The sequence below is a fragment of the Streptomyces sp. NPDC111520 genome (genome assembly GCF_055635295.1).
Window position 1 is genome coordinate 194,295 of record NZ_JBVKBW010000001.1, and the last position, 22,704, is coordinate 216,998.

General features: G+C 74.1%; 17 protein-coding genes. 8 read left to right on the forward strand and 9 right to left on the reverse strand.

Going from position 1 to position 22,704, the window contains the following annotated elements; translation table 11 throughout:
• Nucleotides 1–80 precede the first annotated feature (80 nt).
• On the forward strand, nt 81–1,637 hold the full coding sequence (locus ACZ7MY_RS00860; protein WP_499598381.1) for a hypothetical protein: 1,557 nt from the start codon (nt 81–83) through the stop codon (nt 1,635–1,637).
• A 28-nt stretch (nt 1,638–1,665) separates the two neighbouring features.
• Here the strand turns inward: ACZ7MY_RS00860 and ACZ7MY_RS00865 are convergent, their stop codons facing one another.
• The gene (locus ACZ7MY_RS00865) at nt 1,666–2,109 is read right to left on the reverse strand and encodes an FAD synthase family protein (protein ID WP_499598384.1); all 444 of its coding nucleotides are present in this window, start codon (nt 2,107–2,109) and stop codon (nt 1,666–1,668) included.
• A gap of 135 nt (nt 2,110–2,244) precedes the next feature.
• Between ACZ7MY_RS00865 and ACZ7MY_RS00870 the strand changes: the two genes are divergently transcribed.
• From ACZ7MY_RS00870 to ACZ7MY_RS00880, 3 genes are read left to right on the forward strand one after another with little or no spacing between them, the layout of a single operon-like run.
• Complete coding sequence (locus ACZ7MY_RS00870) at nt 2,245–3,531, forward strand: glycosyltransferase family 4 protein (protein WP_499598387.1); 1,287 nt, start codon at nt 2,245–2,247, stop codon at nt 3,529–3,531.
• Nucleotides 3,532–3,554: 23 nt separating this feature from the next.
• A complete protein-coding gene (locus ACZ7MY_RS00875) occupies nt 3,555–5,291 on the forward strand; it encodes a tyrosine-protein kinase domain-containing protein (RefSeq protein ID WP_499598390.1) in 1,737 nt (578 codons plus the stop codon).
• Complete coding sequence (locus ACZ7MY_RS00880; RefSeq protein ID WP_499598392.1) at nt 5,288–6,547, forward strand: MATE family efflux transporter; 1,260 nt, start codon at nt 5,288–5,290, stop codon at nt 6,545–6,547. Before ACZ7MY_RS00875 ends, ACZ7MY_RS00880 begins: the two co-directional genes overlap by 4 nt.
• A 524-nt stretch (nt 6,548–7,071) precedes the next feature.
• Here ACZ7MY_RS00880 and metG read toward each other — a convergent pair.
• From metG to ACZ7MY_RS00910, 6 genes are all read right to left on the reverse strand, one after another.
• Nucleotides 7,072–8,643 (reverse strand): methionine--tRNA ligase, encoded by a 1,572-nt coding sequence (metG, locus tag ACZ7MY_RS00885; RefSeq protein ID WP_499598395.1) that lies wholly within the window; start codon nt 8,641–8,643, stop codon nt 7,072–7,074.
• 141 nt (nt 8,644–8,784) lie between these two features.
• The gene (locus ACZ7MY_RS00890; RefSeq protein WP_499598398.1) at nt 8,785–9,555 is read right to left on the reverse strand and encodes a CDP-alcohol phosphatidyltransferase family protein; all 771 of its coding nucleotides are present in this window, start codon (nt 9,553–9,555) and stop codon (nt 8,785–8,787) included.
• Nucleotides 9,556–9,625: 70 nt separating this feature from the next.
• Nucleotides 9,626–11,773, reverse strand: a complete 2,148-nt coding sequence (locus tag ACZ7MY_RS00895) for a SpoIIE family protein phosphatase (RefSeq protein ID WP_499598401.1) — start codon at nt 11,771–11,773, stop codon at nt 9,626–9,628.
• Between the two features lie 229 nt (nt 11,774–12,002).
• On the reverse strand, nt 12,003–13,091 hold the full coding sequence (locus ACZ7MY_RS00900) for a serine hydrolase domain-containing protein (protein ID WP_499598403.1): 1,089 nt from the start codon (nt 13,089–13,091) through the stop codon (nt 12,003–12,005).
• Nucleotides 13,057–13,254, reverse strand: a complete 198-nt coding sequence (locus tag ACZ7MY_RS00905) for a hypothetical protein (RefSeq protein WP_499598406.1) — start codon at nt 13,252–13,254, stop codon at nt 13,057–13,059. The genes ACZ7MY_RS00900 and ACZ7MY_RS00905 overlap by 35 nt, the downstream gene beginning before the upstream one ends.
• Nucleotides 13,255–13,292: 38 nt before the next feature.
• Nucleotides 13,293–14,585, reverse strand: a complete 1,293-nt coding sequence (locus tag ACZ7MY_RS00910; protein WP_499598408.1) for a multidrug effflux MFS transporter — start codon at nt 14,583–14,585, stop codon at nt 13,293–13,295.
• A gap of 81 nt (nt 14,586–14,666) precedes the next feature.
• Here ACZ7MY_RS00910 and ACZ7MY_RS00915 point away from each other — a divergent pair, with 81 nt between their 5' ends.
• Nucleotides 14,667–15,677, forward strand: a complete 1,011-nt coding sequence (locus tag ACZ7MY_RS00915) for a Gfo/Idh/MocA family protein (RefSeq protein ID WP_499598411.1) — start codon at nt 14,667–14,669, stop codon at nt 15,675–15,677.
• 5 nt (nt 15,678–15,682) lie between these two features.
• On the opposite strand, the gene ACZ7MY_RS00920 is transcribed toward ACZ7MY_RS00915, so the two are convergent.
• Together ACZ7MY_RS00920 and ACZ7MY_RS00925 are read right to left on the reverse strand one after the other, a co-directional pair.
• Nucleotides 15,683–17,329 (reverse strand): alkaline phosphatase D family protein, encoded by a 1,647-nt coding sequence (locus ACZ7MY_RS00920; RefSeq protein ID WP_499598414.1) that lies wholly within the window; start codon nt 17,327–17,329, stop codon nt 15,683–15,685.
• A 1,297-nt stretch (nt 17,330–18,626) separates the two neighbouring features.
• Complete coding sequence (locus tag ACZ7MY_RS00925; protein ID WP_499598417.1) at nt 18,627–18,941, reverse strand: 4a-hydroxytetrahydrobiopterin dehydratase; 315 nt, start codon at nt 18,939–18,941, stop codon at nt 18,627–18,629.
• 34 nt (nt 18,942–18,975) lie between these two features.
• Between ACZ7MY_RS00925 and ACZ7MY_RS00930 the strand changes: the two genes are divergently transcribed.
• The 3 genes from ACZ7MY_RS00930 (at nt 18,976) to ACZ7MY_RS00940 (ending at nt 22,681) form a co-directional block, all read left to right on the forward strand.
• Entirely contained in the window at nt 18,976–19,752 is a 777-nt protein-coding gene (locus ACZ7MY_RS00930) for an SDR family oxidoreductase (protein ID WP_499598420.1), read from the forward strand.
• Between the two features lie 170 nt (nt 19,753–19,922).
• Nucleotides 19,923–20,567 (forward strand): hypothetical protein, encoded by a 645-nt coding sequence (locus ACZ7MY_RS00935; RefSeq protein WP_499598422.1) that lies wholly within the window; start codon nt 19,923–19,925, stop codon nt 20,565–20,567.
• Nucleotides 20,564–22,681 carry a bifunctional polysaccharide deacetylase/glycosyltransferase family 2 protein gene (locus ACZ7MY_RS00940; protein WP_499598424.1) on the forward strand — a complete coding sequence of 706 codons (2,118 nt, stop codon included), beginning with the start codon at nt 20,564–20,566 and terminating at the stop codon, nt 22,679–22,681. Before ACZ7MY_RS00935 ends, ACZ7MY_RS00940 begins: the two co-directional genes overlap by 4 nt.
• The last annotated feature ends 23 nt before the right edge of the window (nt 22,682–22,704 follow it).

Below are 22,704 nucleotides of genomic sequence, written 5' to 3' on the forward strand. Positions count from 1 at the left end.
CGCACAGATTATCCGTGGACACGCTTCCGGGGAGGCAGGATCTATAGACTGCGCGAGGGGAATCGTTGGGGGGCTGTTGCATGGCCGTTCAGGCACACGAAATCCAGCCGCGCGGAATCCCGTCGCGCGGGCCCGGCGGTCCGGGGGGTCCGACGGGGCCGGGGGGCCGGGCGGGTACGGGCGCGGCGGCGGGGGGCGTCGAGGTCCCGGCGGTCTCGCCGCGAGCGCTGCTCTCCCGCGCGCTGGCCGTGCCGCTGATCCTGGGTCTGGGCCTCTTCCTGCCGGCGGTTGTCGCCGTGCAGCCGGGTCCGGGCGTGCGCGACGGCGTCTTCTGGCTGCAGATGGTGCTCACCTGCTACTCCGGCATCCGGCTGGCGGTGATGGCGCTGACGGCCCACCGCAAGCTGATCCAGGGCTCGTTCTGGCTCTTCGTGTACGTGGCGATGGGCGTCGCCCCGCTCGTGCAGGACGTCCTCGACCAGACGCCGACGCCGGTCGTCGGCACCCGGGCGGACCTGCTGGTCGCGGTGGCGCTGGTACTGATCGGCTGCGCGGCCTTCGACGTCGGCGCCCTGCTCTCGCGGCACCGGCCGATCCGCCGGGCCCGGCGCAGGGACCGCTCCGCCTCCTTCCACCGCAGGCGGGTGTTCCTGCTGGTGGCGATCGCCTTCGTCGGCAGTGCGCTGCTGGTGGCCAAACTGGGCGGCCCCGCGGTGTTCTTCAGCAGCCGCCAGGCCATCACCGACACGATCCGGGCGGACGGCGCGGCCTCCGCGGAGTCCAACGTCGGTTCCGCCTTCCTGCGCGGCTTCGGCACCGTCCCCGCACTGCTGGCGCTGCTGGTCTTCACCCGCTGGCTGGTGACCTCGCGGCGGGCCCGCCGCAGGCCGCTGGTGATCGCCACCTGGGGTGCCCTGCTGCTGCTGAACGGCGTCGTCAACAACCCCATCAGCAACCCGCGTTACTGGTTCCTGACGGTGCTCTTCGCATTCCTGTTCACGGCCTTCCCCAAGAGCCCCACGATGTACCGGACGGCCCTGGCGCTGGGCGTGCTCGCGGCGCTGGTCGTCTTCCCGTTCGCCGACCGCTTCCGCTACGACGACGACGGCTACAAGCCGGTGCAGACCACGTCCGTCTTCGAACCGCTGGCGATCAAGGACTACGACCAGATCGGCATGTTCGCCAACACCATCACCTTCTCGGACTCCGGCCCCGGCCACTTCTACGGCCGCCAGCTCGCCGGCTCCGCGTTCTTCTTCGTGCCGCGGTCGGTCTGGCAGGGCAAGCCCCGCGACACCGGCGTCATGATCGGCCAGTGGATGGGGATGAAGAACGTCAACCTCTCCTCCCCCATGTGGGCCGAGGTCTGGATCGACTTCGGGGCCGGCGGCGTGGTCGTGGGCTTCGTCGCCCTCGGCTACCTCGCCGCCCGCGGCGACCGCCGCTACGCCCTGCGCACCTCGGTGGACCCGCGCCCGGGAAATGTGATGGCGATCGTCATCCCGCTCGTCGCGGGCTACTCCTTCATCCTCCTGCGCGGCCCGCTGCTCCAGGCCTCGGGCCGCATCGGGGTCGCCCTGATCTGCTTCGCCCTCGTCACGACCCTGCGCTCGGACGAGCGCAAGCAGCTGCGCTGAGGGGGCCGTTCGGGGCCGGCGCGGCGGGTCAGCGCCCGGCCGCGCCCGCCGCCGGGGTGGTCAGGGCGTCGAGCGCGCGGCGCAGTTGCGTGCTGGAGGTGTGCACCGTGTACGGGAAGTAGACGACCTCGACGCCGACCGTGGCGAAGTCGCGCTCGAGCCTGGCCCCCTTCTCGGTGCCGCGCCAGTCGTCGCCCTTGAAGATGACGTCGAACCGGACCTGCTCCCAGGTCTCCAGCTTGTCCGGGACGGTCTCGACGAACGCCGCGTCCACGAAGCGCACGCTGCGGACGATCTCCAGCCGCTCGACGAGCGGGACGACCGGCGTGCGCCCCTTGGCGAACGCGGCCATCTCGTCGGAGACCACTCCCGCGACGAGGTAGTCGCACTGACTGCGGGCGTGCCGCAGGATGTTCAGGTGGCCGACGTGGAACAGGTCGTAGACACCAGGTGCATACCCCACACGGTGCATGTTGCGAATCCCCCCACAGGAATACAACCGTTCCGCGAGTTGCGGAGTCTCAGACATTAGCGTGAAGCCAGTGTGTTTCTCTGGTGAACGGATAAGGTGAGCATCTGGTCACTTCTGGGGGGAAGGGGTCCTTCCGTGCCCGAGTTCAAGGGCCGCACTCTGCTACTCGTCTCCACCAACTACGCGCCCGAGCACACCGGCATCGGCCCGTACGCCACGCAGATCGCCGAGCACTGGGCGGCCGCGGACGGCGGGGGCGCCGAGGTCCACGTCCTGGCCGGCATGCCGCACTACCCGTCGTGGCGGCTCGACCCGGCGTACGAAGGCGTGTGGCGGATCGAGGAGCGGCGCGCCGGGGTGCGCGTGCACCGCAGGCGGCACACCGTGCCGCCGCGTCAGACGGCCCTCACACGCGCCCTGTTCGAGGCCTCGGTCCTCGCCCACGGGCTCGTCGCGGCGCCCCGCGTCCGGCCGGACGCGGTGGTGGCGCAGATGCCGAGCCTGGCCGGGGGCGTGGTCGGCGCGCGCATCGCCGCCCGGCACAAGGTGCCGTACGTGCCGATCGTCCAGGACCTGATGGGCGCCGCCGCCGCGCAGAGCGGCATCCGCGGCGGTGACCGGGCGGCGGCCGCCGCCGGGGCCGTGGAGGCGTACGCGCTGAAGCGGGCCACCCTGGTCGGGGTGATCCACGAGAGCTTCGTGGACAAGGTCGCCGCGATGGGCGTGGACCGCGGGCGCATCCGGCTGGTCCCCAACTGGTCGCACGTGGCGCGCCCCTCGCGGCCGCGCGAGGAGACCAGGGCGCGGCTGGGCTGGGGCCGGGAGCAGACGGTCGTGCTGCACTCCGGCAACATGGGGCTCAAGCAGGGCCTGGAGGTGCTGGTCGAGGCGGCCCGTCTCGACCCCTCGGTGCGGATCGTCCTGATGGGCGACGGCAACCAGCGCGAGCACCTGCGGGACCTCGCGGCGGACGTGCCGAACCTGGAGTTCGCGCCGCCCGCCGACGACGCGGACTTCCCCGACGTACTGGCCGCCGCCGACGTCCTGGCGGTCACCCAGCGCGCCTCGGTGCTGGACATGAGCATCCCGTCCAAGCTCACCTCCTACTTCGCCACCGGGCGGCCGGTGGTCGCCTCCGTCGCCGCGGAGGGCGGCACCGCGCAGGAGGTGCTGCGCTCCGAGGCCGGGCTGCTGGTGGAGCCGGAGGACCCGGGGGCGTTCCTGAAGGCCGTGCGCGCCCTCGCCCAGGACCCGGAGGCCGCCGCCGAACTCGGGGCCCGGGGACCCGCGTACGTGACGGCGCACCTGAGTCGCGAGGCCGGACTGTCACGGATCAGCGCGCTCCTCGCGGAGGCACTGGACACGGCCGCAGAAGCTGTCGATCCTGAGGGGTCGGACGTATGGGGGGTTCCACGCACGTGAGTGATCAACCGCACGCATCGCAGATGTCCGAGGCCCACGACGAACCGGACCTCCTGCGCGACCAGTTCCGCCAGCTCGTCCGCTACCGCGCGCTGCTGGTGGCCGGTGTGCTGATCGGGCTGCTCGGCGGCGGATACCTGGCCGTCTCCGGCAAGGACACCTATGTGGCGACCAGCGAGGTCGTGCTGAGGGCCGCCACCGTCGACGAGTTCGCGGCCGGCGGCACGGCGCCCGACAAGGCGATCAACATCGGCACCGAGCGGCAGACGGCGATGAGCAACGAGATCGCCAAGCGCGCCGCCAAGAAGCTGCACCTGCCGCAACGTTCCGTCTCCGCGCTCCAGTCCGACCTCCAGGTCACCAACCCGCCCAACACGCTGGTGCTGCGCTTCGCGTACACCTACAGCGACCCGGACCAGGCGGCCCGCCGCGCCAACGCGCTCACCCAGGCGTTCATGGACGCGCGCCGGGAGGCCACCGAGAACACGATCAAGAACACCGTCCACAACCTGCGCAAGCAGCTCGACCCGGTGGTCAAGCAGCGCAAGGAGCTCGACGAGCAGATCCTGCGGCTGGGCGAGGGCCCCACCCTCGACGCGGCCACCACAGTGCAGGCCACCCTCGTCGGCCGCATCTCCGAACTCAGCACCAACATCACCCGGTTGCAGACCCTCGACACCACGCCCGGCAAGTGGATCCGGGTCGCCTCCCCGCCGGCGGCGGCCTCCGGGCCCGGGCTGCCCATGATGCTCGGCCTCGGCGCGCTCGTCGGTGTCGCCATCGGCCTGCTGGCCGCCTGGGTACGGCTGGTCTTCGACCCCACCGCGCGCTCCGAGGGCGACGTGGTGCGGGCGCTGCGCGCGCCGGTGCTGGGCACCCTGCCGCGCGGCAAGGGCGGCCCGCTGCTCGCCGTCGACAACGCCGACCCCCGGCTCGCCGAGGAGTTCCGCTCGGTCGCCTTCCGGCTCGCGTACGACCAGCGGTTCGCCGAGCACCGCCGGCTGCTGGTGGTCGCCCCGCGCGGCACCGGCGAGACGGCCGCCTCCGTCGCCGTCAACCTGTCCGCGTCCTTCGCCGAGATGGGCATGGAGGTGCTGCTGGTCGAGGCCGACCTGCGCACCCCCGGGCTGTCGGCGCGGCTGCGCTCTGCCGACGGCTCCCGGCCCGGCTGGGCACGCTCCCCGCACCTGAGCGAGGGCGGCTGGCCGGCCGGTCTCCAAGTGCCCATCGACGCGGGCGAGTCCGGCTCCTTCGACCTCGTGCCGGGACGCCGGGTGCGCAACGTGGCCCGGGCGCTGACCTCGTCGGCGACCAGCCGGCTGTTCGCGGAGGCGGACGCCCCGGGCGCCGCGGTGATCGTGCTGGCCCCCGCCGTCCTCACCTACGCCGACGCGCTCGCGCTGGCCGACCGCATCGACGGCGTCCTGGTCGTCGCCGACCCGCACGCGGTGCACCGCGCCGACCTCGACCGGGTGCGCCAGTTGATCAGCGGCGCGGGCAGCACCGTACTGGGCGCCGTCCTGCACACCTCGCCCGGCCGCGGCTGGTGGGCCCGGCGGGCGCGGAGGGCGGCGCGCAAGCGGAACGCCGCCGCCGCGCGGTCCGAGGCCGCCGCCGTCCCGGCCGCCGGGACCGCGTCCTCCGCGGACAGCGGCGTGACGGTCGCGGCGGCCGCCACGGCCAGGACGTCCCTCCCCTCCGCGGGCGACACCCCGGCGCCGACCACCGACACCATCCCGCTGCGCACGGTGACCCGGTGACGGTGCGCCCGGCGCCGGGCGCGAAGACCGCGATCGTCTGCTCCGTGCTCGACCAGGGCGTGGCGGCGCTCACGAACATCCTGGTGCTCGTGGTCGCCGCCCGGCTGTCCAGCGCCGCGGGGTTCTCGGTCTTCTCGATGGTCTACACCGTCTTCTCCGTGCTGCTGGGCGTGAGCGTGTCGTACGTCGGCCAGGCCCTGGTGCTGGAGCGGGGCGGGCCGGACTCGGTGGCCGCCGCCTGCCGCTCGGCGGCGTCCTTCGTCGCGGTGGCGTCCACGGTGGCCGGGGCGGCCATGGCGGCGGTGCTCGCCTTCGTCCCCGGGCAGACGGCGTGGGCGCTGGCGGTGCTCGGCATGGTGCTCCCGCTGGTCCTCACCCAGGACGGGCTGCGCTACTGCTTCTCGGCCCTGCGACTGCCCCACCTCGCCCTCACCAGCGACGTGCTGCGGCTGGCCGTCGCGCTCCCCGCGCTCGCCCTGCAGCCGCACGGCGCCGGGCCCGCCCGGCTGGTGGCGGTGTGGGGGCTGTCCGCGGTGCCCGCGCTGCTCGCCGGCGCGGCCCTGCTGGCCCCCCGGCTGCGCGGCACCCGGGCCGACCTGCGGCGCTTCGTGCGCCGCGGCCACCTCGGGCAGCGCTTCGTCGTCGAGTACGGCGTGGGCAACGCCTCCAGCCAGCTCGCGGTGGTCGGCCTCGGCGTGTTCGCCAGCCCGCTCGCGGTGGGCGCGCTGCGCGGTACGACGACGCTCTTCGGCCCGATGAACGTCCTCTTCAACTCCGCCACCGCCTTCGGGCCCCCGCTGCTCAACCGGGTCCCCGGCATGCGCGGGCAGGTCCGGGCCACCGCCGTCCTCGCCGGCGTCCTCGCGGGCGTCGCCGCCGGCTGGACGGCCGTCCTCATGGCGCTGCCGGACCGCGCCGGCCGTGAACTCCTCGGCGAGACCTGGTCGGCGGCGTCCCGCCTGCTGCCCGCCACGGGCACGCAGTACGCCGCCATCGCCGCCGGCACCAGCGCCCTGCTCACCCTCCGCGTCCTGCGCCCGAAGGCCACGCTGCCGATCCAGGTGGTCTTCTCCCTCGCCTCGGTCGCCTTCATGATCGGCGGCTACGCCCTCGGCGGGGTCCTCGGCGCCGCCTGGGGCCTCGCCCTCGGCTCGGCCCTCAAGGCCCTGGTCCTCTGGGCCCGCATCGCCGTCGTCCGCCGCGAGGCCGCCCCGGCGGACGACCCCGAAACCCGCCCCGAACCGGCCCCCGCGTAGCGCCCGCCGGGGCGCCGGCCCCGTTCCGTCGCGGGTGACGGGTCTCGTCTCGCTCCCTCCGGTCGCACCGACGCGGGCTGCGGACGGGAGGGTGGGGCCTCACCTTGTCTGCTGTGCGCGGCTGGGCACATGGCGGGCGTTCAGGCGCCGGAGCGGGTCACCTTTCCATCGGCCTCGGGGCTTGTCGCCGCCCGCGGGTGCAGATGGCCGGTGACCACGCCTACTCCCGGCGGCGGGCGCGCCCGCCGTTACCCGCGTCGGCGGCTGCTTCGAGGTGCTGCAGGGCATTCCGGGCGAGATCGGGCCCGCTTTCGCCGGTACGGACAGCGAAACAGAGCCCGGTCTCACTCCCCCCGGGCAGCACCCCGAAGCACCCGCGGACGGCGATGAGCCCCGCTCCGTCCCTCCCCGTCCGCAGCCCGCCCTCAGTGCGACCGGAGGGAGCGAGACGAAACCCGCCACCCGCCCACCGCCCGCACCAACACGCCGCCACCCGCCCAACGCCCCGCGCGGGCGCGCCCGCCTCACGGCCCCGGCGTCGGGGCGGGGTGCCGGTGGGTGGAGTGGGGGAACAGGGGGGCGGGGGACGGGAGGCGGCCGTCGGAGTCGGGGGTGCAGCGGCGGGCGATCAGGGCCGCGGCGTCCGGGAGGAAGGGTTCCAGCTCGCCGGCGAGGGTGCGGCAGGCGTGCACGAGGGCGGCCAGGACCGCGTCGAGGCGGTGTCCGGCGGAGGCGCTGCGGTGGCGGCGCTCGGCGCGGGCCAGTTCCCAGGGCCGGGTCTCGTCGATGCAGCGGTTGGCCTCGTCGACGATCCGCCACACGGCGGCCGCGGCACGCCGGAAGTCCACGTCGTGCAGCGCCGCCGCGACCGCCTCCGGCACCTCCTGGCACGCCGTCACCACGCCCTCCGAGCCGGGCTCGCCGGGCCCGTCCACCGTGGGGACGACGCCGTCACGGAACCGGTGGACCATGGTCACCACCCGGTGCACCAGGTTGCCGAGTCCTCCGGCCAGGTCCGCGTCGGCGCGGGCGACCAGTCGTTCGCGGGTGAAGTCGGCGTCGCCGACCCGTGGCACCTCGCGCAGCAGCCACCAGCGCACGGCGTCGGTGCCGTGCTCGGCGGCGAGTTCCTCCGGGTCGACGGCCGGGCCTGCCGACTTGCTGATCTTGCGCCCCTCCACCGTCAGGTAGTCGTGGACGAGGATGTCCGTGGGCAGCGGCAGCCCGGCCGACAGGAGCATCGCGGGCCAGTAGACGGCGTGGAAGCGCAGTACGCCCTTGCCCACCAGGTGCACGCGGCGCCCGTCGCCCGCCCACCACCGGTCGTACGCGCCGTCGCCCTCCCCCTCGGGGCCGCCGTAGCCGAGGCTGGTGACGTAGTTGCCGAGCGCGTCCCACCAGACGTAGATCACCTGCCCCGGGTCGCCGGGCACCGGGATGCCCCAGCCGCGGGCCCGGCTCTGGGAGCGGGAGACGGAGAAGTCGCGCAGTCCGCGCGCGAGCAGGGCGAGCACCTCGTTGCGGCGTGCGGCCGGTTCGATGCGCAGCCGGCCGTCCTCGATCAGCGCGCGCAGCGCGTCGGTGTGGCGGGAGAGCCGGAAGAACCAGTTCTCCTCAGCGACGGTCTGCGGCTCGGTGCCGTGCTCGGCGCAGCGCCCGCCGACCAAGTCGTCCGGGGTGTAGAACTGCTCGCAGCCCACGCAGTACAGCCCCTCGTAGTGCTCCCGGTAGAGGTCGCCCGCGGCGGCGCAGCGCCGCCACAGGCGCTCCACGCCGGCACGGTGGCGGGGGTCGCGGCTGGTGCGGATGAAGTCGTCCAGGGAGAGCGCGAGCGGGGCGTCCAGCGCGGCGAAGGCGGCCGCGTTGCGGTCCACCAGGTCCTGGACGGGGATGCCCTCGGCCTCGGCGGCCAGCACGTTCTTCAGCGAGTTGTCGTCCGTGCCGCTGAGGAAGCGCACCGGTTCGCCGCGCTTGCGGTGATGCCGGGCGAGCACGTCCGCCTGGACGAGTTCGAGCGCGAAGCCCAGGTGGGGGCGGGCGTTGACGTACGGGATGGTGGTGGTGACGTAGAAACGGGACGTCTGGGGTGTGGTCATCGGAACCTCCGGGAGTAACGGGGCGGGGCTCCGACGCGCAAAAGGATCGAGGCCCCGTCGGGGGCCTCGGAAGACGCGGACGCGTCCGGTGTCAGCGGCCCCGGGTGGGGGCCGTCATTCGCCGGTGGTACGGGTTCGCGATCATGCCTCGATGCTAGCAGCGGACGCGCTCAGCTCGCGGAACCATTTCGCGAGGAAGGCGACGAGGAAGAGCGTGTGCACGGCGAACAGCGCGGTGTACGCGGCGAGGAAGACCCGCGGCGCCCCGAGGGTGAGGAACACCAGGCAGAACACCCCGTAGTCGACGGGCAGCAGCGCGACCGCGCGCAGCCGTGACGGCGCGGCGGCCGGGGCCGCCTGCCCGGCCGCGGGGGGCTTCGGCTTGAGCTTGTCCGCCAGCAGGCCGCCGCTGAAGGTCAGTACGGCGACGAACTGGAAGCCGAGCGGCAGCAGCAGCCAGCCCTCGGAGGGCAGGTCGAAGAAGCGGTGGAAGGAGATCAGGACGGCCGCGTGGATCGCGGTGATCTTCCCGGCGTCCACCACGTGGTCCAGCCACTCCCCCGCCGGGCTGCCCCTCCCGAGCAGACGGGCGAGCTGCCCGTCCGCGGAGTCGAAGGCGAAGCCGACGACGAGCCCGAGGTACACGGCCGGTGCCAGCGGCCAGGAGGGCCGGGCCAGCGCCAGGGCCGTTACGGCGGCCAGGCTGAAGGCGGCGCTGACCAGGGTGACCTGGTTGGGCGTCAGCCCGGCGCGGTAGGCGGCGGCGGCGAGCACCCGGCCGGCCGGACGGTTGACGTGGCGCGAGTACAGCGACACGCCCTTGGCGGACTTCTGGGCCGTGCGCAGCTCGCGCAGCGCGCCACCGATGGTCAGCGTCACGTGGTCCCCCAGCAATGCGACATTCGTGCGCATCACATCATGGCAGGACACGGCCCCCGTGTGGGGCGGGTCGGGCTCCTGAGGGGCCGTCACACGAAAGGCGTCACTCCGGGGGCCGGGCGGGCCGTCCCGTCACATGGGTGAGCAGCAGGGCGATGTCGTCGTTGCGCGGGCCGGACCGCTGGGCGTGCCCGAGGAGGCTGTCGGCCAGCGCGTCCATCGAGGCGTCCGGCCCGGCCCGGGCGAGCTGTGCGGCGAGGTCGGCGGCGGAGACGTCGATGTCGACGCCCGGGGTCTCCACCAGGCCGTCGGTGTACAGCGCGAGCACCGCGCCGGGCGGCAGCGCGATCTCCGTCGTCGGGTAGCGCGCGTCGGGGTCGACGCCCAGCAGCGGGCCGGGCGGCAGCGGCAGCACCTCGGTGGTGCCGTCCGGGTGCCGCAGGATTGGCGGCGGGTGGCCGGCGGTCGCGATGCAGGCGGTGTGCCGTTCCAGGTCGAGCTGGGCGTACAGGCAGCTGGCGAGCAGGCCGGGGTCGAGGTCGACGAGCAGCCGGTTGGAACGGGTCAGCACCTCGCTCGGGGAGGCGCCCGCGGTGGCGCGGACGGCGGTGCGGACCTCCCCCATGAGCGCGGCGGCGTTCACGTTGTGGCCCTGGACGTCGCCGATCGCCACCCCGCAGGTGGTCGTGTCGAGCCGGATCACGTCGTAGAAGTCGCCGCCGATGTCGATGCCGCGGGTGGCCGGCATGTAGCGGGCGGCCACCTCCAGGCCGGGAACCTCCGGCAGGGCCCGGGGCAGCAGCCGCGCCTGCAGGCTGATGGCGAGGCTGTGCTCGGCGTCGTACAGCCGCGCCCGGTCCAGCGCCTGCGCGACCAGGCCGGCGATCGAGATGAGGACGCTGCGCTCGCCCGAGGAGAAGCGGTGCGGCCGGTCGTAGGCGAGGGCCATGGAGCCGACCGGCCGGCCCGAGGTGATCAGGGGCAGGAACGCCCAGGCGGCCTTGCGGTCCCGGACGACCGTGCCCGGGTAGATCCGCAGCAGCTCGTCGACGTTGGCGAAGAAGCTCGGGACGCCGGTCTTGAGGATGCGCACGCCCGGGTTGTCGGCGTCCATCGGCAGGGCGTCGACGGACTCCATGAAGTCCTCGTGGTAGCCGCGGTGCCCGATGACGCGCATGCGTCCCTCCTCGGCGGTCAGCAGCGCCACGGCCTGCACGCCGAAGACCGACAGCATCTGCTCGACGACGAGGTCGATGACGTCCTGCGCGCCGACGGCCTCGGTGAGCGTGGCGGCCATGTGCAGCAGGTGGTAGAGGGCGATGGCCCGGTCCGGCGTGGGGCCCTCGGGAAGCTGCGCCGCGGCGGTCTCCGCGGCCTCGGGCGTCGGGGCGGGGGTGACGCGGACGCTCACGCCGGTGCCGTCCGGGTAGAGCCCGAAGGTGAGCCACCGGTCGGGCGGGCGCAGCGCGGTGGCCGTGCCGGACCGGCGGCTGATCATCGCGCCGCGGAAGCGGTCCTCGAAGACCGGGTCGTCCAGCCAGGGCAGCAACTCCCAGGGCTCGGTGCCCAGGAGGTCGGGCACCTCCGCGCCGAGCAGGGCGGCGGCGGTCTGGGTGACGAAGGTGATCCGGCCCTCGAGGTCCAGCGCGAAGGCGCCCTCCGGGAGCCGTTCGGCGAGGTCGGCCGCGGCCATCGCCTCCTCCGGGCCGTGGCTGCGGGTGCGGAGCGCGGGCAGCACCCGCGGCTCGCCGGGGGGCAGCACCGGCCTGCCGTCCTCGGCCGCCCTGCGCAGCAGCCGCCCCATGCGGTCGCAGGCCCCGCGGTACGCCTCGCGGGCGCGCCGGGTGATCCGCCCGGGGTGGCCGCCCGGCCACACCAGGCACAGCGCGCCCCAGACGGTGGGGCCGCTGGTGATCGGGGCCGCGGCGAGCGGGAAGTCGTACGGCAGGACGAGGGCGAGCCTCGGGTAGGACCGGGCGGTGTCCTCGTGGCCGCCGAGCAGCACCATGCGCCGTTCGCGGACCGCGTCGGCGACCGGGCTGGAGGCGCTGGGCACGACCCGCCCCCAGATGGTGTCGATCTTGCGGGAGACGCCGACGACCACGGTCAGCCGCAGCAGGTCGCGCTCGGGGGTCATCAGGTAGACCAGGCCCATGGAGGCGCCCGTGTCGCGCACCACCTGGCTCAGCGGGGAGTCCAGCAGCGCCGGACCGGGGTCCGCGGCGACGAGACCGGCGAGCTCCGGCGGCATGCCCTCACCGCCCCCCGGCGGATGCCGGGCCCGGTGGCGTCCTGACCTCAGGGACCATCGCCTGCTGCGCCTCCGTTCCAGCCGTGGGGGCCGCCGCGGGCCGACGCGGCTGCCGGACGGATCCCCACCCCACGTCAGCTGCCAAACTACCCGAAGAACCGCATGGGGCACCTTTCGGGCACGCCCCCCGCCGCCCTGCCACCGGCGCCCCCCGCGCGTACCGAGGGGCTCACACCACGCCGAGTGCCCTCGCGAACCGGGTGCCCGCCGCCGCCCGGGGCGCGCTCCCGTCGCGCCACGTACGGCAGGGGTGCACGGAGTTGGCGAGCAGCACCAGGAAGCCGTCGGTTGCGGGGTCGATCACCAGGCTGGTGCCGGTGAACCCGGTGTGACCGGCCGCGCCGCGCCCGGCGAGGGCGCCCATGAACCAGGGCCGGTCCACCTCGAAACCGGGGTAGGGGCCGCCGCGGTCCAGCAGCGCGCGGCAGAACAGGGCGAGGTCCCAGGCGGTGGAGAACAGGCCCGCGTGACCGGCGACCCCGCCCATGACGTGGGCGTTCTCGTCGTGGACGGTCCCGCGGAGCGGGCCGCGGTCGAGCCGGGCCCAGGGCCTGCGCTGGTCCTCGGTGGCGGCGATCCGCGGCAGCCAGGAGGCGGGCGGGTTGTAGCGGGTGTCGTACATCCCGAACGGGTCGGTGACGTCCTCCCGCACGAGGGCGTCCAGGGCCTCCCCGGTGGTCCGCTCCAGGACGTGCTGGAGCGCGATCAGGTTGAGGTCGGAGTAGATCCGCTCGGTGCCCGGCGCCGCGACCGGGGCCTCCTCCCAGAGGAGCTCGGCCCGGGCCTCCGCGTCGGCGTGGTCGTGGAAGGGGAGCTCGGGACGGAGCCCCGAGGTGTGGTCGAGCAGCTGCCGGACGGTGATGCGCTGCTTGCCCGCCGCGGCGAACTCCGGCACGTAGGCCGCGACCTCCCGGCCGAGTTCCAGCCGGCCCGCCGCGACGACGGCCGTGCACAGCTTGGTCAGCGAGGCCAGGTCGAAGACGGTGTCCGGCCGCATCGGCACCCACTGCTCGCGGGGCAGTTCCACACCGCGGTCGGCGTCCTCGTCGTAGGCGGCGTACCGCTCCGCCCATCCCACGGCCTCGTGGAGGGCGACCGTCCCGCCGCGCCCCGCGAGCACCACGGCCCCCGCGCACCAGGGGTGCGCGGAGGGGGGCACGGGCTCCAAATATGGGGTGATGTCCCTGACGAGCCGGCTCAGCTCGTCGCCGCGCAGCTCCGCCTCACGGGAGGTACCTCTCGACAGCTGCGGGGCCATGCTCCTCCAGCAACTTGCGGGCCTTCTCCAGGAGGGCCGGCGTCGGCTCGCGGCCGGAGGCCATGACCAGGTCCTCCGGATCGATCATGTGTTCGGACCCGGTGTGCAGACAACTGTCCGCAGTCTTCCAGGCCCACCTGCTCTCGTCGATCGGCTCGGACATCGCTGCCTCCTGACTCGGCGCGGCAATGACGGCACGGCTCACCGTGCATCCACAGTACGCCGCCACGGTCGGCACAGCCCGGCGAAGCAGACCCAGGCCGCCAGGGCGCTGCCCAGCTGCACCACGGCCATCGGGACCGCCGTGTGCTCGCCCGCGATCCCGACGAGCGGCGAGGCGACGGCGCCCACCAGGAAGGAGGTCGTGCCCAGCAGCGCGGAGGCGGAACCGGCGGCGTGCCGGGTGCGCATCAGCGCGAGGGCGTTGGTGTTCGGCAGCACCAGGCTCATCGCCGCCATCAGCACGAAGAGCCCCGCGGCGACCGGCAGCAGCCCCACCGGACCGAACCACCCCGCGGTCAGCGCCAGCAGCACGGCCGCGGCCACGGTGATCACCGCGAGCCCGATCCCCGTCACCCGGTCCATGCTGACCCGCCCGACCAGGAGCTTCCCGTTGACCTGCCCGAGCGCCACCAGGCCCACCGAGTTGAGGCCGAACAGCAGGCTGTAGGTCTGCGGCGAGGCCCCGTAGATCTCCTGGACGACGAAGGAGGACGCCGAGACGTAGGCGAACAGCGCGGCGAAGGTGAAGCCGCCGGTGAGCATGTAGCCGGTGAAGGCGCGGTCCGCGAGCAGCCCGCGCATCGCCCGCATCGTGGAGCCCAACCCGCCCCCGTGCCGGTCGTGGGGGCTCAGCGTCTCGGGCAGGCAGCGCCACACCACGAGGGTGAGGAGCACCCCCACCACGGTCAGCACGACGAAGACCCCGCGCCAGTCCGTGATCCTCAGCACCTGACCGCCGATGAGCGGCGCGACGATCGGCGCGACCCCGGAGATCAGCATCAGGGTGGAGAAGAAGCGGGCCATCGCGACGCCGTCGTAGAGGTCGCGGACGATCGCGCGGGCGATCACGATGCCGGCCGCGCCGCTGAGGCCCTGCAGCAGCCGGAAGCCGATCAGCAGTTCCGTGGTGGAGGCGAAGGCGCAGACGGCGGTGGCCAGGACGTAGAGCACCATCCCCGCGAGCAGCGGGCGGCGGCGGCCCCAGCGGTCGCTCATCGGGCCGACGACCAACTGGCCGAGGGCGAGTCCGAGCAGGCACGCGGTGAGCGTGAGCTGCACCGTGACGGCGGGGCTGCGCAGGTCCTCGGTGACCTGCGGCAGGGCCGGCAGGTACATGTCCATGGAGAGCGCGGGGAGCGCGCTGAGTGCGCCGAGGAGGAACGTCACCATCAGGCTGGTGGCGGCTCCTGGGATCTCTCCGGCGCGTCGTACCGGGGTTGACGGCCCCGGTGTGGATATCTGGTCGGGCGGGGTCGCGCCGGCTTCCGGCATGGGTCTCTCTCCGTGGTGTGTGAATCGTTCTCTATGCTCTCAGCAATCACGAGGTGGTCGAGGCCAGGTGGGGGCAGATTCATGACGGAATCGGTCGGTTCCGGTAGGAAAGTGCGCTGGGGCATCCTCGCCACCGGCGGCATCGCCGCGTCCTTCGCGGAGGACCTGCGCGAACTCAAGGACGACGCCGAGATCGTGGCGGTCGGCTCGCGCCGGATCGAATCCGCGCGCGCGTTCGCGGACCGTTTCGGCATCCCGCGCGCGTACGGCAGCTGGACCGAACTCGCCGACGACGACGGCGTGGACGTGGTGTACGTCGCCACCCCGCACTCGGCGCACCGCGTCGCGGCCGGACTGTGCCTGCGGGCCGGACGGTCGGTGCTCTGCGAGAAGCCCTTCACCGTCAACGCGGTCGAGGCACGCGAGCTGGCCGACCTCGCCCGGGCCCACGGACACTTCCTGATGGAGGCGATGTGGACCTACTGCAACCCCGTGGTGCGGCGGCTGACCGAGCTGGTCGCGGACGGGGCGGTCGGCGAGGTCCGCAGCGTGCACGCGGACTTCGGGCTCGGCGGCCCCTTCGAGCCCGGCCACCGGCTGCTCGACCCGGCGCTCGGCGGCGGCGCCCTGCTGGACCTGGGCGTCTACCCGGTCTCCTTCGCCCACCTGCTGCTCGGCGAGCCCGACGAGGTCCAGGCCTGGGCCCACCTCACCGAGCAGGGCGTGGACGACAACACCGGCATGCTGCTCGGCTACGACAGCGGTGCCATGGCGGTGCTCAGCTGCTCCCTCACCGCGGACACCGCCCAGACCGCGGTGGTCACCGGCTCCAAGGGGCGGATCGAGGTCCCGGCGAGCTTCTTCCACCCGGAGCGCTTCGTGCTACGCCGCGAGGGCCGCGAGCCGGAGGAGTTCGGCGCCCCGGACGACGGACTGCGCGGGCTGCAGCACGAGGCGGCCGAGGTCATGCGCTGCCTGCGCGCGGGCGAGCGCGAGTCCCCGCTGGTGCCGCTGGAGGGCAGCCTCGCCGTCATGCGCACGCTCGACACCGTCCGGGACCGCATCGGCGTCCGCTACCCCGGCGAGGACTGAGCGCCTCAGGTCTCCCGCAGACCGGGGTCGCCGGCCTCGGTCACGAAGGACGCGGCGGTGGTCAGGCCGGCGCCCGGGGTGGTCACGGAGTCGACCGTCTTGAAGTCGGCCCGCGCCTCCTCGGCGTCCAGCCGGACGGTCAGGTAGCCCCGGCGGCCGTCGTAGAACCGCAGGTGCGGGTTGGCGGTCATGAGCTCCGACCAGTTGGACGGACGCGGGGAGCCGTCGCGGCCGCTGCTGATCGAGCTGGTGACCAGTTCCGTGCCGACCGTGCGCGAGGTGGGGTCGTCCCAGTCCGCCTTGATGTCCATCGCGAAGTGGACGTGCACGTCCCCGGTGAGCACCAGCAGGTTCTCGACGCCCGCGGCCGCCGCCCCGGCCAGCACGCGGTCCCGGCAGGCCGGGTAGCCGTCCCAGGTGTCCATGCTGAGCGGCGAGGCGACCGCGGTGGTGCTCTTCCGGCGGGACAGCACGACCTGCTGCGGGAGCACGTTCCAGGTGGCGTGCGAGCCGCGGAAGCCGTCCAGCAGCCAGCGCTCCTGGCTCGCCCCCATGATGGTGCGCGCCGGGTCCTGCGACTCGGGCCCGGGGAGGTGCCAGCGGCCCCGGTGCGCCTGGTCGCTGCGGTACTGGCGGGTGTCGAGGATGTCGAACTGCGCGAGCCGTCCGTAGTGGAAGCGCCGGTAGAGCGTCATGTCCGGGCCCTGCGGGAGCTGCGGGAGGCGCAGCGGCTGGTTCTCCCAGTAGGCGCGGTAGGCGGCGGCGCGACGGACCAGGAACTCCTCGCCCGGGCCGCCGTTCTCGTCGGAGCCGCCCGCGTAGTTGTTCTCGGTCTCGTGGTCGTCCCAGGTGACGAACCAGGGGAAGGCGGCGTGCGCGGCCTGGAGGTCGGGGTCGGACTTGTAGAGGGCGTACCGCAGGCGGTAGTCCTCCAGCGTGACCGTCTCCTTGGCGAACCAGGGCGGCAGGGTGCGGTCGGTGTAGGCGCGGGCGCCGCCGGTGGCGCCGACGGCGTACTCGTAGAGGTAGTCGCCGAGGTGGAAGACGGCGTCGACGTCCTCGTCCGCGAGGTGGCGGAACGCGGTGAAGTAGCCGTCGTGGTAGGCCTGGCAGCTCACCGCGGCCAGCCGCATCTCGTACGGGAGCGAGCCCGGCGCGGGGGCGGTGCGGGTCCGGCCCGGGGGGCTGGTCCAGGGGCCGGTGCGGAAGCGGTAGTAGTACACCCGGTCCGGCGCGAGGCCCCGGGCGTCGACGTGCACGGTGTGGTTGAACTCCGGGTGCGCCGTGGCGGTGCCGCGGCTGACGACGCCGGCGAACCTCTCGTCCCGGGCGATCTCCCACTGGACGGGCACCCGGGCGTCGGGCATCCCGTTGGCCGGCGCCGGCTCGTACGGGCGCGGCGCGAGCCGGGTCCACAGCACGACCCCCGAGGGCGTGGGGTCCCCCGAGGCGACGCCCAGGGTGAACGGGTCCTCGGTGATCGCCCCGGGCACCGCCTCGGCCGCCTGGGCGGCACCGGCGACGGGCAGGTTCGTGCTGAACGCGAGGGCCGCGGCGGCCCCCGTGACGGTCAGGAAGCGGCGGCGGTCGAAGAGGGCGGCGGCGGCGCGCAGCGTGCGGTCGTGGCGGCCGTGGGCCTGCGGGTGCGTCACGTGTCCCTCCCCGGCGGTGGGTTCGTGGCCCCGGTCGCGTGGCCAGGGGGAGCCTATGTTGACGCGTACACGCCATTGCGTCGACGCGCGCACCGGTTCCCGGAACCCCCCGTTCGGCCCACGGCGCAGCCGCCTCACTGTTGACGCCGCGTCACTTCCGCGACCCGGAACGGCCACCCTAACCGCGCCCGCGCACCCCCGCGACGCGAAGCCCCCCGTCCGGGGAGCCCCCACGCACCGCACCGGGCGGGGCGCCCGCCGCCAAGATCACCCTGACCGGTGACACCGGGCTCCGCCGGTCACGCGTCAGGGGGACTGGCATGACGGGACGTCATATGGGTGGATGCGTGGGCCCGTACGGGTGCGGGGAGTCCGGATGCACGTCGGTGCGGCGCTGATGGCAAGGGGTGACGATGCGTCACGGCGGCTGGGCGGTAACGGACATCGGGGGGCTGCTCCGAACGGGCCCAAGTTCGGGGGGCGGCGAAGGGGAGAGCCGAACGCTTTGCCCTCGTGCCGGCGAGGCACCTCGCGACCCGCGTACGCACGCCTACCGCCCCCGCCACACCGGCGTCGGCGGGCTCGACGGGACGGGCCGGACGGCCGGGGGAAGCCATAGGCCACGGACCGGGCGGCAGGCACCCCGCGGCAGGCGCTCAGCGGCCCGAGACCACACCGGCACCCTCACCGCACCTGCGGAAGGCGGGCGGAGCCGCCCGAACGGCACCCCCACATCACCGGCGTCAGCCACACACCAACCGCCGGCCGGCGGACACCCCACCACGTCGGCCGTACCGCTACGCGGCCCCGTGGGCCGGAGCGACGCCCCCGACGGAACGGACCGGACAACCGGGCGAAACCGGCCGCAGCGGACCGCACGGCGGACCCCCAGCGGCCCGCGACCCCACACCGACAGACTCACCACACCCGTGAGGGCCCGCGGAATCATCCACAACGGACCCCGCGACACCACGGGCCCTCTCCCCACCGGCGTCAGCCGCACCCCAATCGCCGGCTTGGCGGTGTCCCGGCCACATCGGCCGCGGGGCTACGCGGCCCCGTGGGCCGGAGCGACGCCCCCGACGGAACGGACCGGACAACCGGGCGAAGTCGGCCGCGGCGGACCGCACGGCGGACCCCCAGCGGCCCGCGACCCCACACCGACAGACTCACCACACCCGTGAGGGCCCGCGGAAACATCCACAAAGGACCCGCAACACCACGGGCCCTCTCCCCACCGGCGTCAGCCGCACCCCAATCGCCGGTCGGCGGACACCCCACCACGTCGGCCGTACCGCTACGCGGCCCCGTGGGCCGGGGCGATGTCCTCGATGCGGCGGGCCAGGCCGAAGTCCCGTTCCGTGAGCCGGCCGCCCGCCGCGTGCGTGGTGATGGTGACGGCGACCGTCTGGTAACCCAGCGTCAGATCGCTGTGGTGGTTCAGCTCGTCCTGGATCTGCGCGATGTGCATCACGAGGACCGCCGCGGGGATGTGCGGCAGCCGGTACGTGCGCTGCAGGCTCGCGCCGTCCTCCGAGAGGGACCAGCCGGGCAGCTCGGCGAGGCGGTCCTCGATCTCCTTGTGCGACAGGGGCTCGGCGTAGGGTGACATGGTTTCATCGTGGCACCGCATACCCTGCGGAGCCATGACTGAGATCGCGGGAAATGGGACGGGTGCGGCGCTCCGGGTCGCGGTGGTCACCGGGGCCGGGTCCGGCATCGGCCGGGCGGTCGCGCGCGAACTGGTGGCCTCGGGATGGGCCGTGGCGCTGGCCGGACGGCGGGAGGAGGCGCTGCGCGCCACCGCCGGCGGGCTGCCGGAGGCGACGGTGGCGGTCATCCCGACGGACGTCACCCGCCCGGACGCGGTGGACGCGCTGTTCGCCGCCGTCGGCGCCCGCTTCGGCCGCGTCGACCTGCTGTTCAACAACGCGGGGACGGGCGCGCCCGCCGTGTCCCTGGACGAGGTGACGTACGAGCAGTGGCGTGCCGTCGTCGACGTCAACCTCACCGGGGCGTTCCTGTGCGCGCAGGCCGCCTTCCGTGCGATGCGGGCGCAGCGGCCGCAGGGCGGGCGGATCATCAACAACGGGTCGATCTCCGCGCACACGCCGCGGCCGCTGAGCGTGCCGTACACGGCGACCAAGCACGCCGTCACCGGGCTGACGAAGTCCCTGTCGCTGGACGGCCGTCCGTACCGGATCGCCTGCGGCCAGATCGACATCGGCAACGCGGCCACGGAGATGACGGAGCGGATGGCCGCCGGGACGCTGCAGGCGGACGGGCGGCTGACGACCGAGCCGCTGATGGACGTCACCGACGTGGCCCGTACCGTCGCGCACATGGCCTCGCTGCCGCTGGAGGCGAACGTGCAGTTCGCGACGGTGATGGCGACGACGATGCCGTACATCGGCCGCGGCTGAGGACACGGCCGAGGACACGCCGGGACGCCGCCGGGAGCACCGCCGCGGACACCTCGGGCCCGGGGTCCGGGCCACAGCCACCCGCGGCCGGATTCGACCACTTAACCCCCGGAAATGGTCAAGTCCGAAATACGTCCCATAGGACTGCTTGCGTCGCGTTACGTTGCGGCATGCTCTCCAAGCACCACCGCGACGTATGGTCAGAACCGCCCGCAGAAGAAGCCGGGTCCGAGGCCGGGACCCCCGAGCCGGAGACCGAGCTGATAGCGCTGCCCGGCCCCGTGTTCGTCGATTCCAGCGGGAGACGGGCCCGCGCGGTACGCAGGGCCGGCTGGGCCATCGGCGCGGCATGCTCCGTCTACACGGCAGCCCTGGCACTCAGCCTCTCCGGCGCGACGCCGATCGCGCCGAAGACGCTGCTGCCGCTGCCGGGGGTGCCGAGCACAGCGCCGGACGACGCGGGCTCCTCGGGGACGGGGGAAGTCGACGAACCGGCCGACCAGGCCGCACCCCCGGCGACGGCGGGCTTCATCCGGGCGGGGGCGGCCGCCGCGCCGTCCCCGTCCGGTACGGCCCGCCCCGCGTCCTCCCCCACCCCCAGCGCCTCCCCGACCAAGCGCCCGGCCAAGGGCGGCGGCGCCCCCGGCACCCCGCGGGCGACCGCGGGCAGCCCGGCCGCCACGACCCCGTCCGTCGGCACGACCCCGTCGGAACCCGCGCCGTCCGGCTCCCCCTCGGGCCTGCCCAGCGGCTCCGCGTCCCCGGCGCCGGGCGCCTCCGACGCCCCCGTCGAGCAGCCGCAGGCCGGTCAGTGACCGCCCTGCGCCCCCGCCTCGTCATACCCCTGCTCGCCCTCGTGGTGCTCGTCTGCGTCCTGCTGCTCGGCGGTTACGTGCGCGGCGACTTCGAGGCCGACCACCGGGTCCACCCGCCGGTCGCGACGGACAAGGTGCCGGAGGCGGTGCTGGAGGGCGGCCCGGTGGTGGACGCCACCGGTGACAGGCCCCGCTCGTACCGCACCCCGGACCGCACCGTCGCCCTGACCTTCGACGACGGACCCGATCCGGTCTGGACGCCGAAGGTGCTCGACGTGCTCGCGCGGCAGCACGTACGGGCCACCTTCTTCGTGACCGGCGGCATGGCCGCCCGGCACCCGGGGCTGATCCGGCGGATGGTCGCCGAGGGCCACGAGATCGGCGTGCACACCTTCTCCCACCCCGACCTGGTCTACCAGTCGCCGGGGCGGATCGACCGGGAGCTGTCGCAGACCCAGCTGGCGCTCGCGGGGGCCGCCGGCATCCACACCTCCCTGTTCCGGCCGCCCTACTCCTCGACCGCCGACGCGCTGGACGACCTGTCCTGGCCCGTCGTCCAGCGGGTCGGCCGGCAGGGCTACGTGACCGCCTTCATCGACCGCGACGCCGAGGACTGGCGGCGGCCCGGCGTGCAGGCCATCGTGGACGCCTCCGTGCCGGACGAGCCGGGCCGGGGCGCGATCGTGCTCCTGCACGACGCCGGCGGCGACCGTTCGCAGACGGTGGCGGCGCTGGACCGGCTGATCCCGCAGCTCAAGGAGCGCGGCTACCGCTTCGACACGGTGGGCGGGGCGGTCGGCGCCACGTCCACCAACAACAGGGTCGGCGGCTCGGAGCTGTGGAAGGGCCGGATCTTCGTCGCCGCGGTGGAGCTCTCCGAGGCGGCGGTCCCGGCGCTCGCCGTCCTGCTCGCCGGGGTGGGCCTGCTGGTGCTGGCCCGGTTCGCCGCCATGCTGGTGCTGGCCCGCCGGCACTCCCGGCAGCGCCGGGCACCGGGCTTCACCTGGGGACCGCAGGTCACCGAGCCGGTGAGCGTCATCGTGCCCGCGTACAACGAGAAGGAGTGCATCACCCACACCGTGCAGTCCCTCGCCGCGAGCGACCACCCGGTGGAGATCGTGGTCGTCGACGACGGCTCGACCGACGGCACCGCCGACATCGTGGAGGCCCTGGACCTGCCGGGCGTCACCGTCGTGCGGCAGCCCAACAGCGGCAAGCCCGCGGCCCTCAACAACGGTGTGGCGCACGCCCGGAACGACCTGATCGTGATGATGGACGGCGACACCGTCTTCGAGCCCGCCACCGTCCGCGAACTGGTGCAGCCCTTCGGCGACCCGCGGGTCGGCGCGGTCGCCGGCAACGCCAAGGTCGGCAACCGTACCCGGATGATCGGCCGTTGGCAGCACATCGAGTACGTGATGGGCTTCAACCTCGACCGCCGCATGTACGACCTGCTGCGCTGCATGCCCACCATCCCCGGCGCGTGCGGCGCCTTCCGGCGGGACGCGCTGCGCGACGTCGGCGGCATGAGCGACGAGACCCTCGCCGAGGACACCGACGTCACGATGGCGATGCACCGGGCCGGCTGGCACGTGGTGTACGCGGAGCGGGCCCGCGCCTGGACCGAGGCGCCGTCCTCGGTGCGGCAGTTGTGGAAGCAGCGGTACCGCTGGAGCTACGGCACCATGCAGGCGATGTGGAAGCACCGGGGTGCCGTCCTGGACCGCGGGCACTCCGGGCGCTTCGGCCGGGTCGGGCTGCCGCTGGTCGTCCTCTTCCAGGTGCTCGCGCCGCTGCTGGCGCCGCTCATCGACGTGTTCGCGATCTACGGGCTGGTGTTCATGGACCCGTTTCGCACCGCGCTCGCGTGGGCGGGCGTGCTCGCTGTGCAGGCCGCGTGCGCGGCGTACGCCTTCCGGCTGGACGGCGAGCCGCTGCGGGACCTGTGGCCGCTGCCGCTCCAGCAGGTGCTGTACCGGCAGTTGATGTACCTGGTGCTGCTGCAGTCCTGCGTGACGGCCGTCAACGGCGGCCGGCTGGGCTGGCACAAGCTGCGCCGCACCGGCGAGGTCGGCGCGCCCACCGTCGGCAGCGGCACCGCCGGCCGCGCCTGAACACCCGTATCTCCCGGAGGAGT

Excerpts from the sequence above, each read along its gene's own strand:
- ACZ7MY_RS00915 (WP_499598411.1), top strand. The coding sequence starts at position 14,667 with ATGACGGAATCGGTCGGTTCCGGTAGGAAAGTGCGCTGGGGCATCCTC.
- metG (WP_499598395.1), bottom strand. The coding sequence starts at position 8,643 with ATGACCACACCCCAGACGTCCCGTTTCTACGTCACCACCACCATCCCG.
- ACZ7MY_RS00860 (WP_499598381.1), top strand. The coding sequence starts at position 81 with ATGGCCGTTCAGGCACACGAAATCCAGCCGCGCGGAATCCCGTCGCGC.
- ACZ7MY_RS00875 (WP_499598390.1), top strand. The coding sequence starts at position 3,555 with ATGTCCGAGGCCCACGACGAACCGGACCTCCTGCGCGACCAGTTCCGC.
- ACZ7MY_RS00910 (WP_499598408.1), bottom strand. The coding sequence starts at position 14,585 with ATGCCGGAAGCCGGCGCGACCCCGCCCGACCAGATATCCACACCGGGG.
- ACZ7MY_RS00925 (WP_499598417.1), bottom strand. The coding sequence starts at position 18,941 with ATGTCACCCTACGCCGAGCCCCTGTCGCACAAGGAGATCGAGGACCGC.
- ACZ7MY_RS00895 (WP_499598401.1), bottom strand. The coding sequence starts at position 11,773 with ATGCCGCCGGAGCTCGCCGGTCTCGTCGCCGCGGACCCCGGTCCGGCG.
- ACZ7MY_RS00900 (WP_499598403.1), bottom strand. The coding sequence starts at position 13,091 with ATGGCCCCGCAGCTGTCGAGAGGTACCTCCCGTGAGGCGGAGCTGCGC.
- ACZ7MY_RS00865 (WP_499598384.1), bottom strand. The coding sequence starts at position 2,109 with ATGCACCGTGTGGGGTATGCACCTGGTGTCTACGACCTGTTCCACGTC.
- ACZ7MY_RS00905 (WP_499598406.1), bottom strand. The coding sequence starts at position 13,254 with ATGTCCGAGCCGATCGACGAGAGCAGGTGGGCCTGGAAGACTGCGGAC.
- ACZ7MY_RS00935 (WP_499598422.1), top strand. The coding sequence starts at position 19,923 with ATGCTCTCCAAGCACCACCGCGACGTATGGTCAGAACCGCCCGCAGAA.
- ACZ7MY_RS00890 (WP_499598398.1), bottom strand. The coding sequence starts at position 9,555 with ATGCGCACGAATGTCGCATTGCTGGGGGACCACGTGACGCTGACCATC.
- ACZ7MY_RS00930 (WP_499598420.1), top strand. The coding sequence starts at position 18,976 with ATGACTGAGATCGCGGGAAATGGGACGGGTGCGGCGCTCCGGGTCGCG.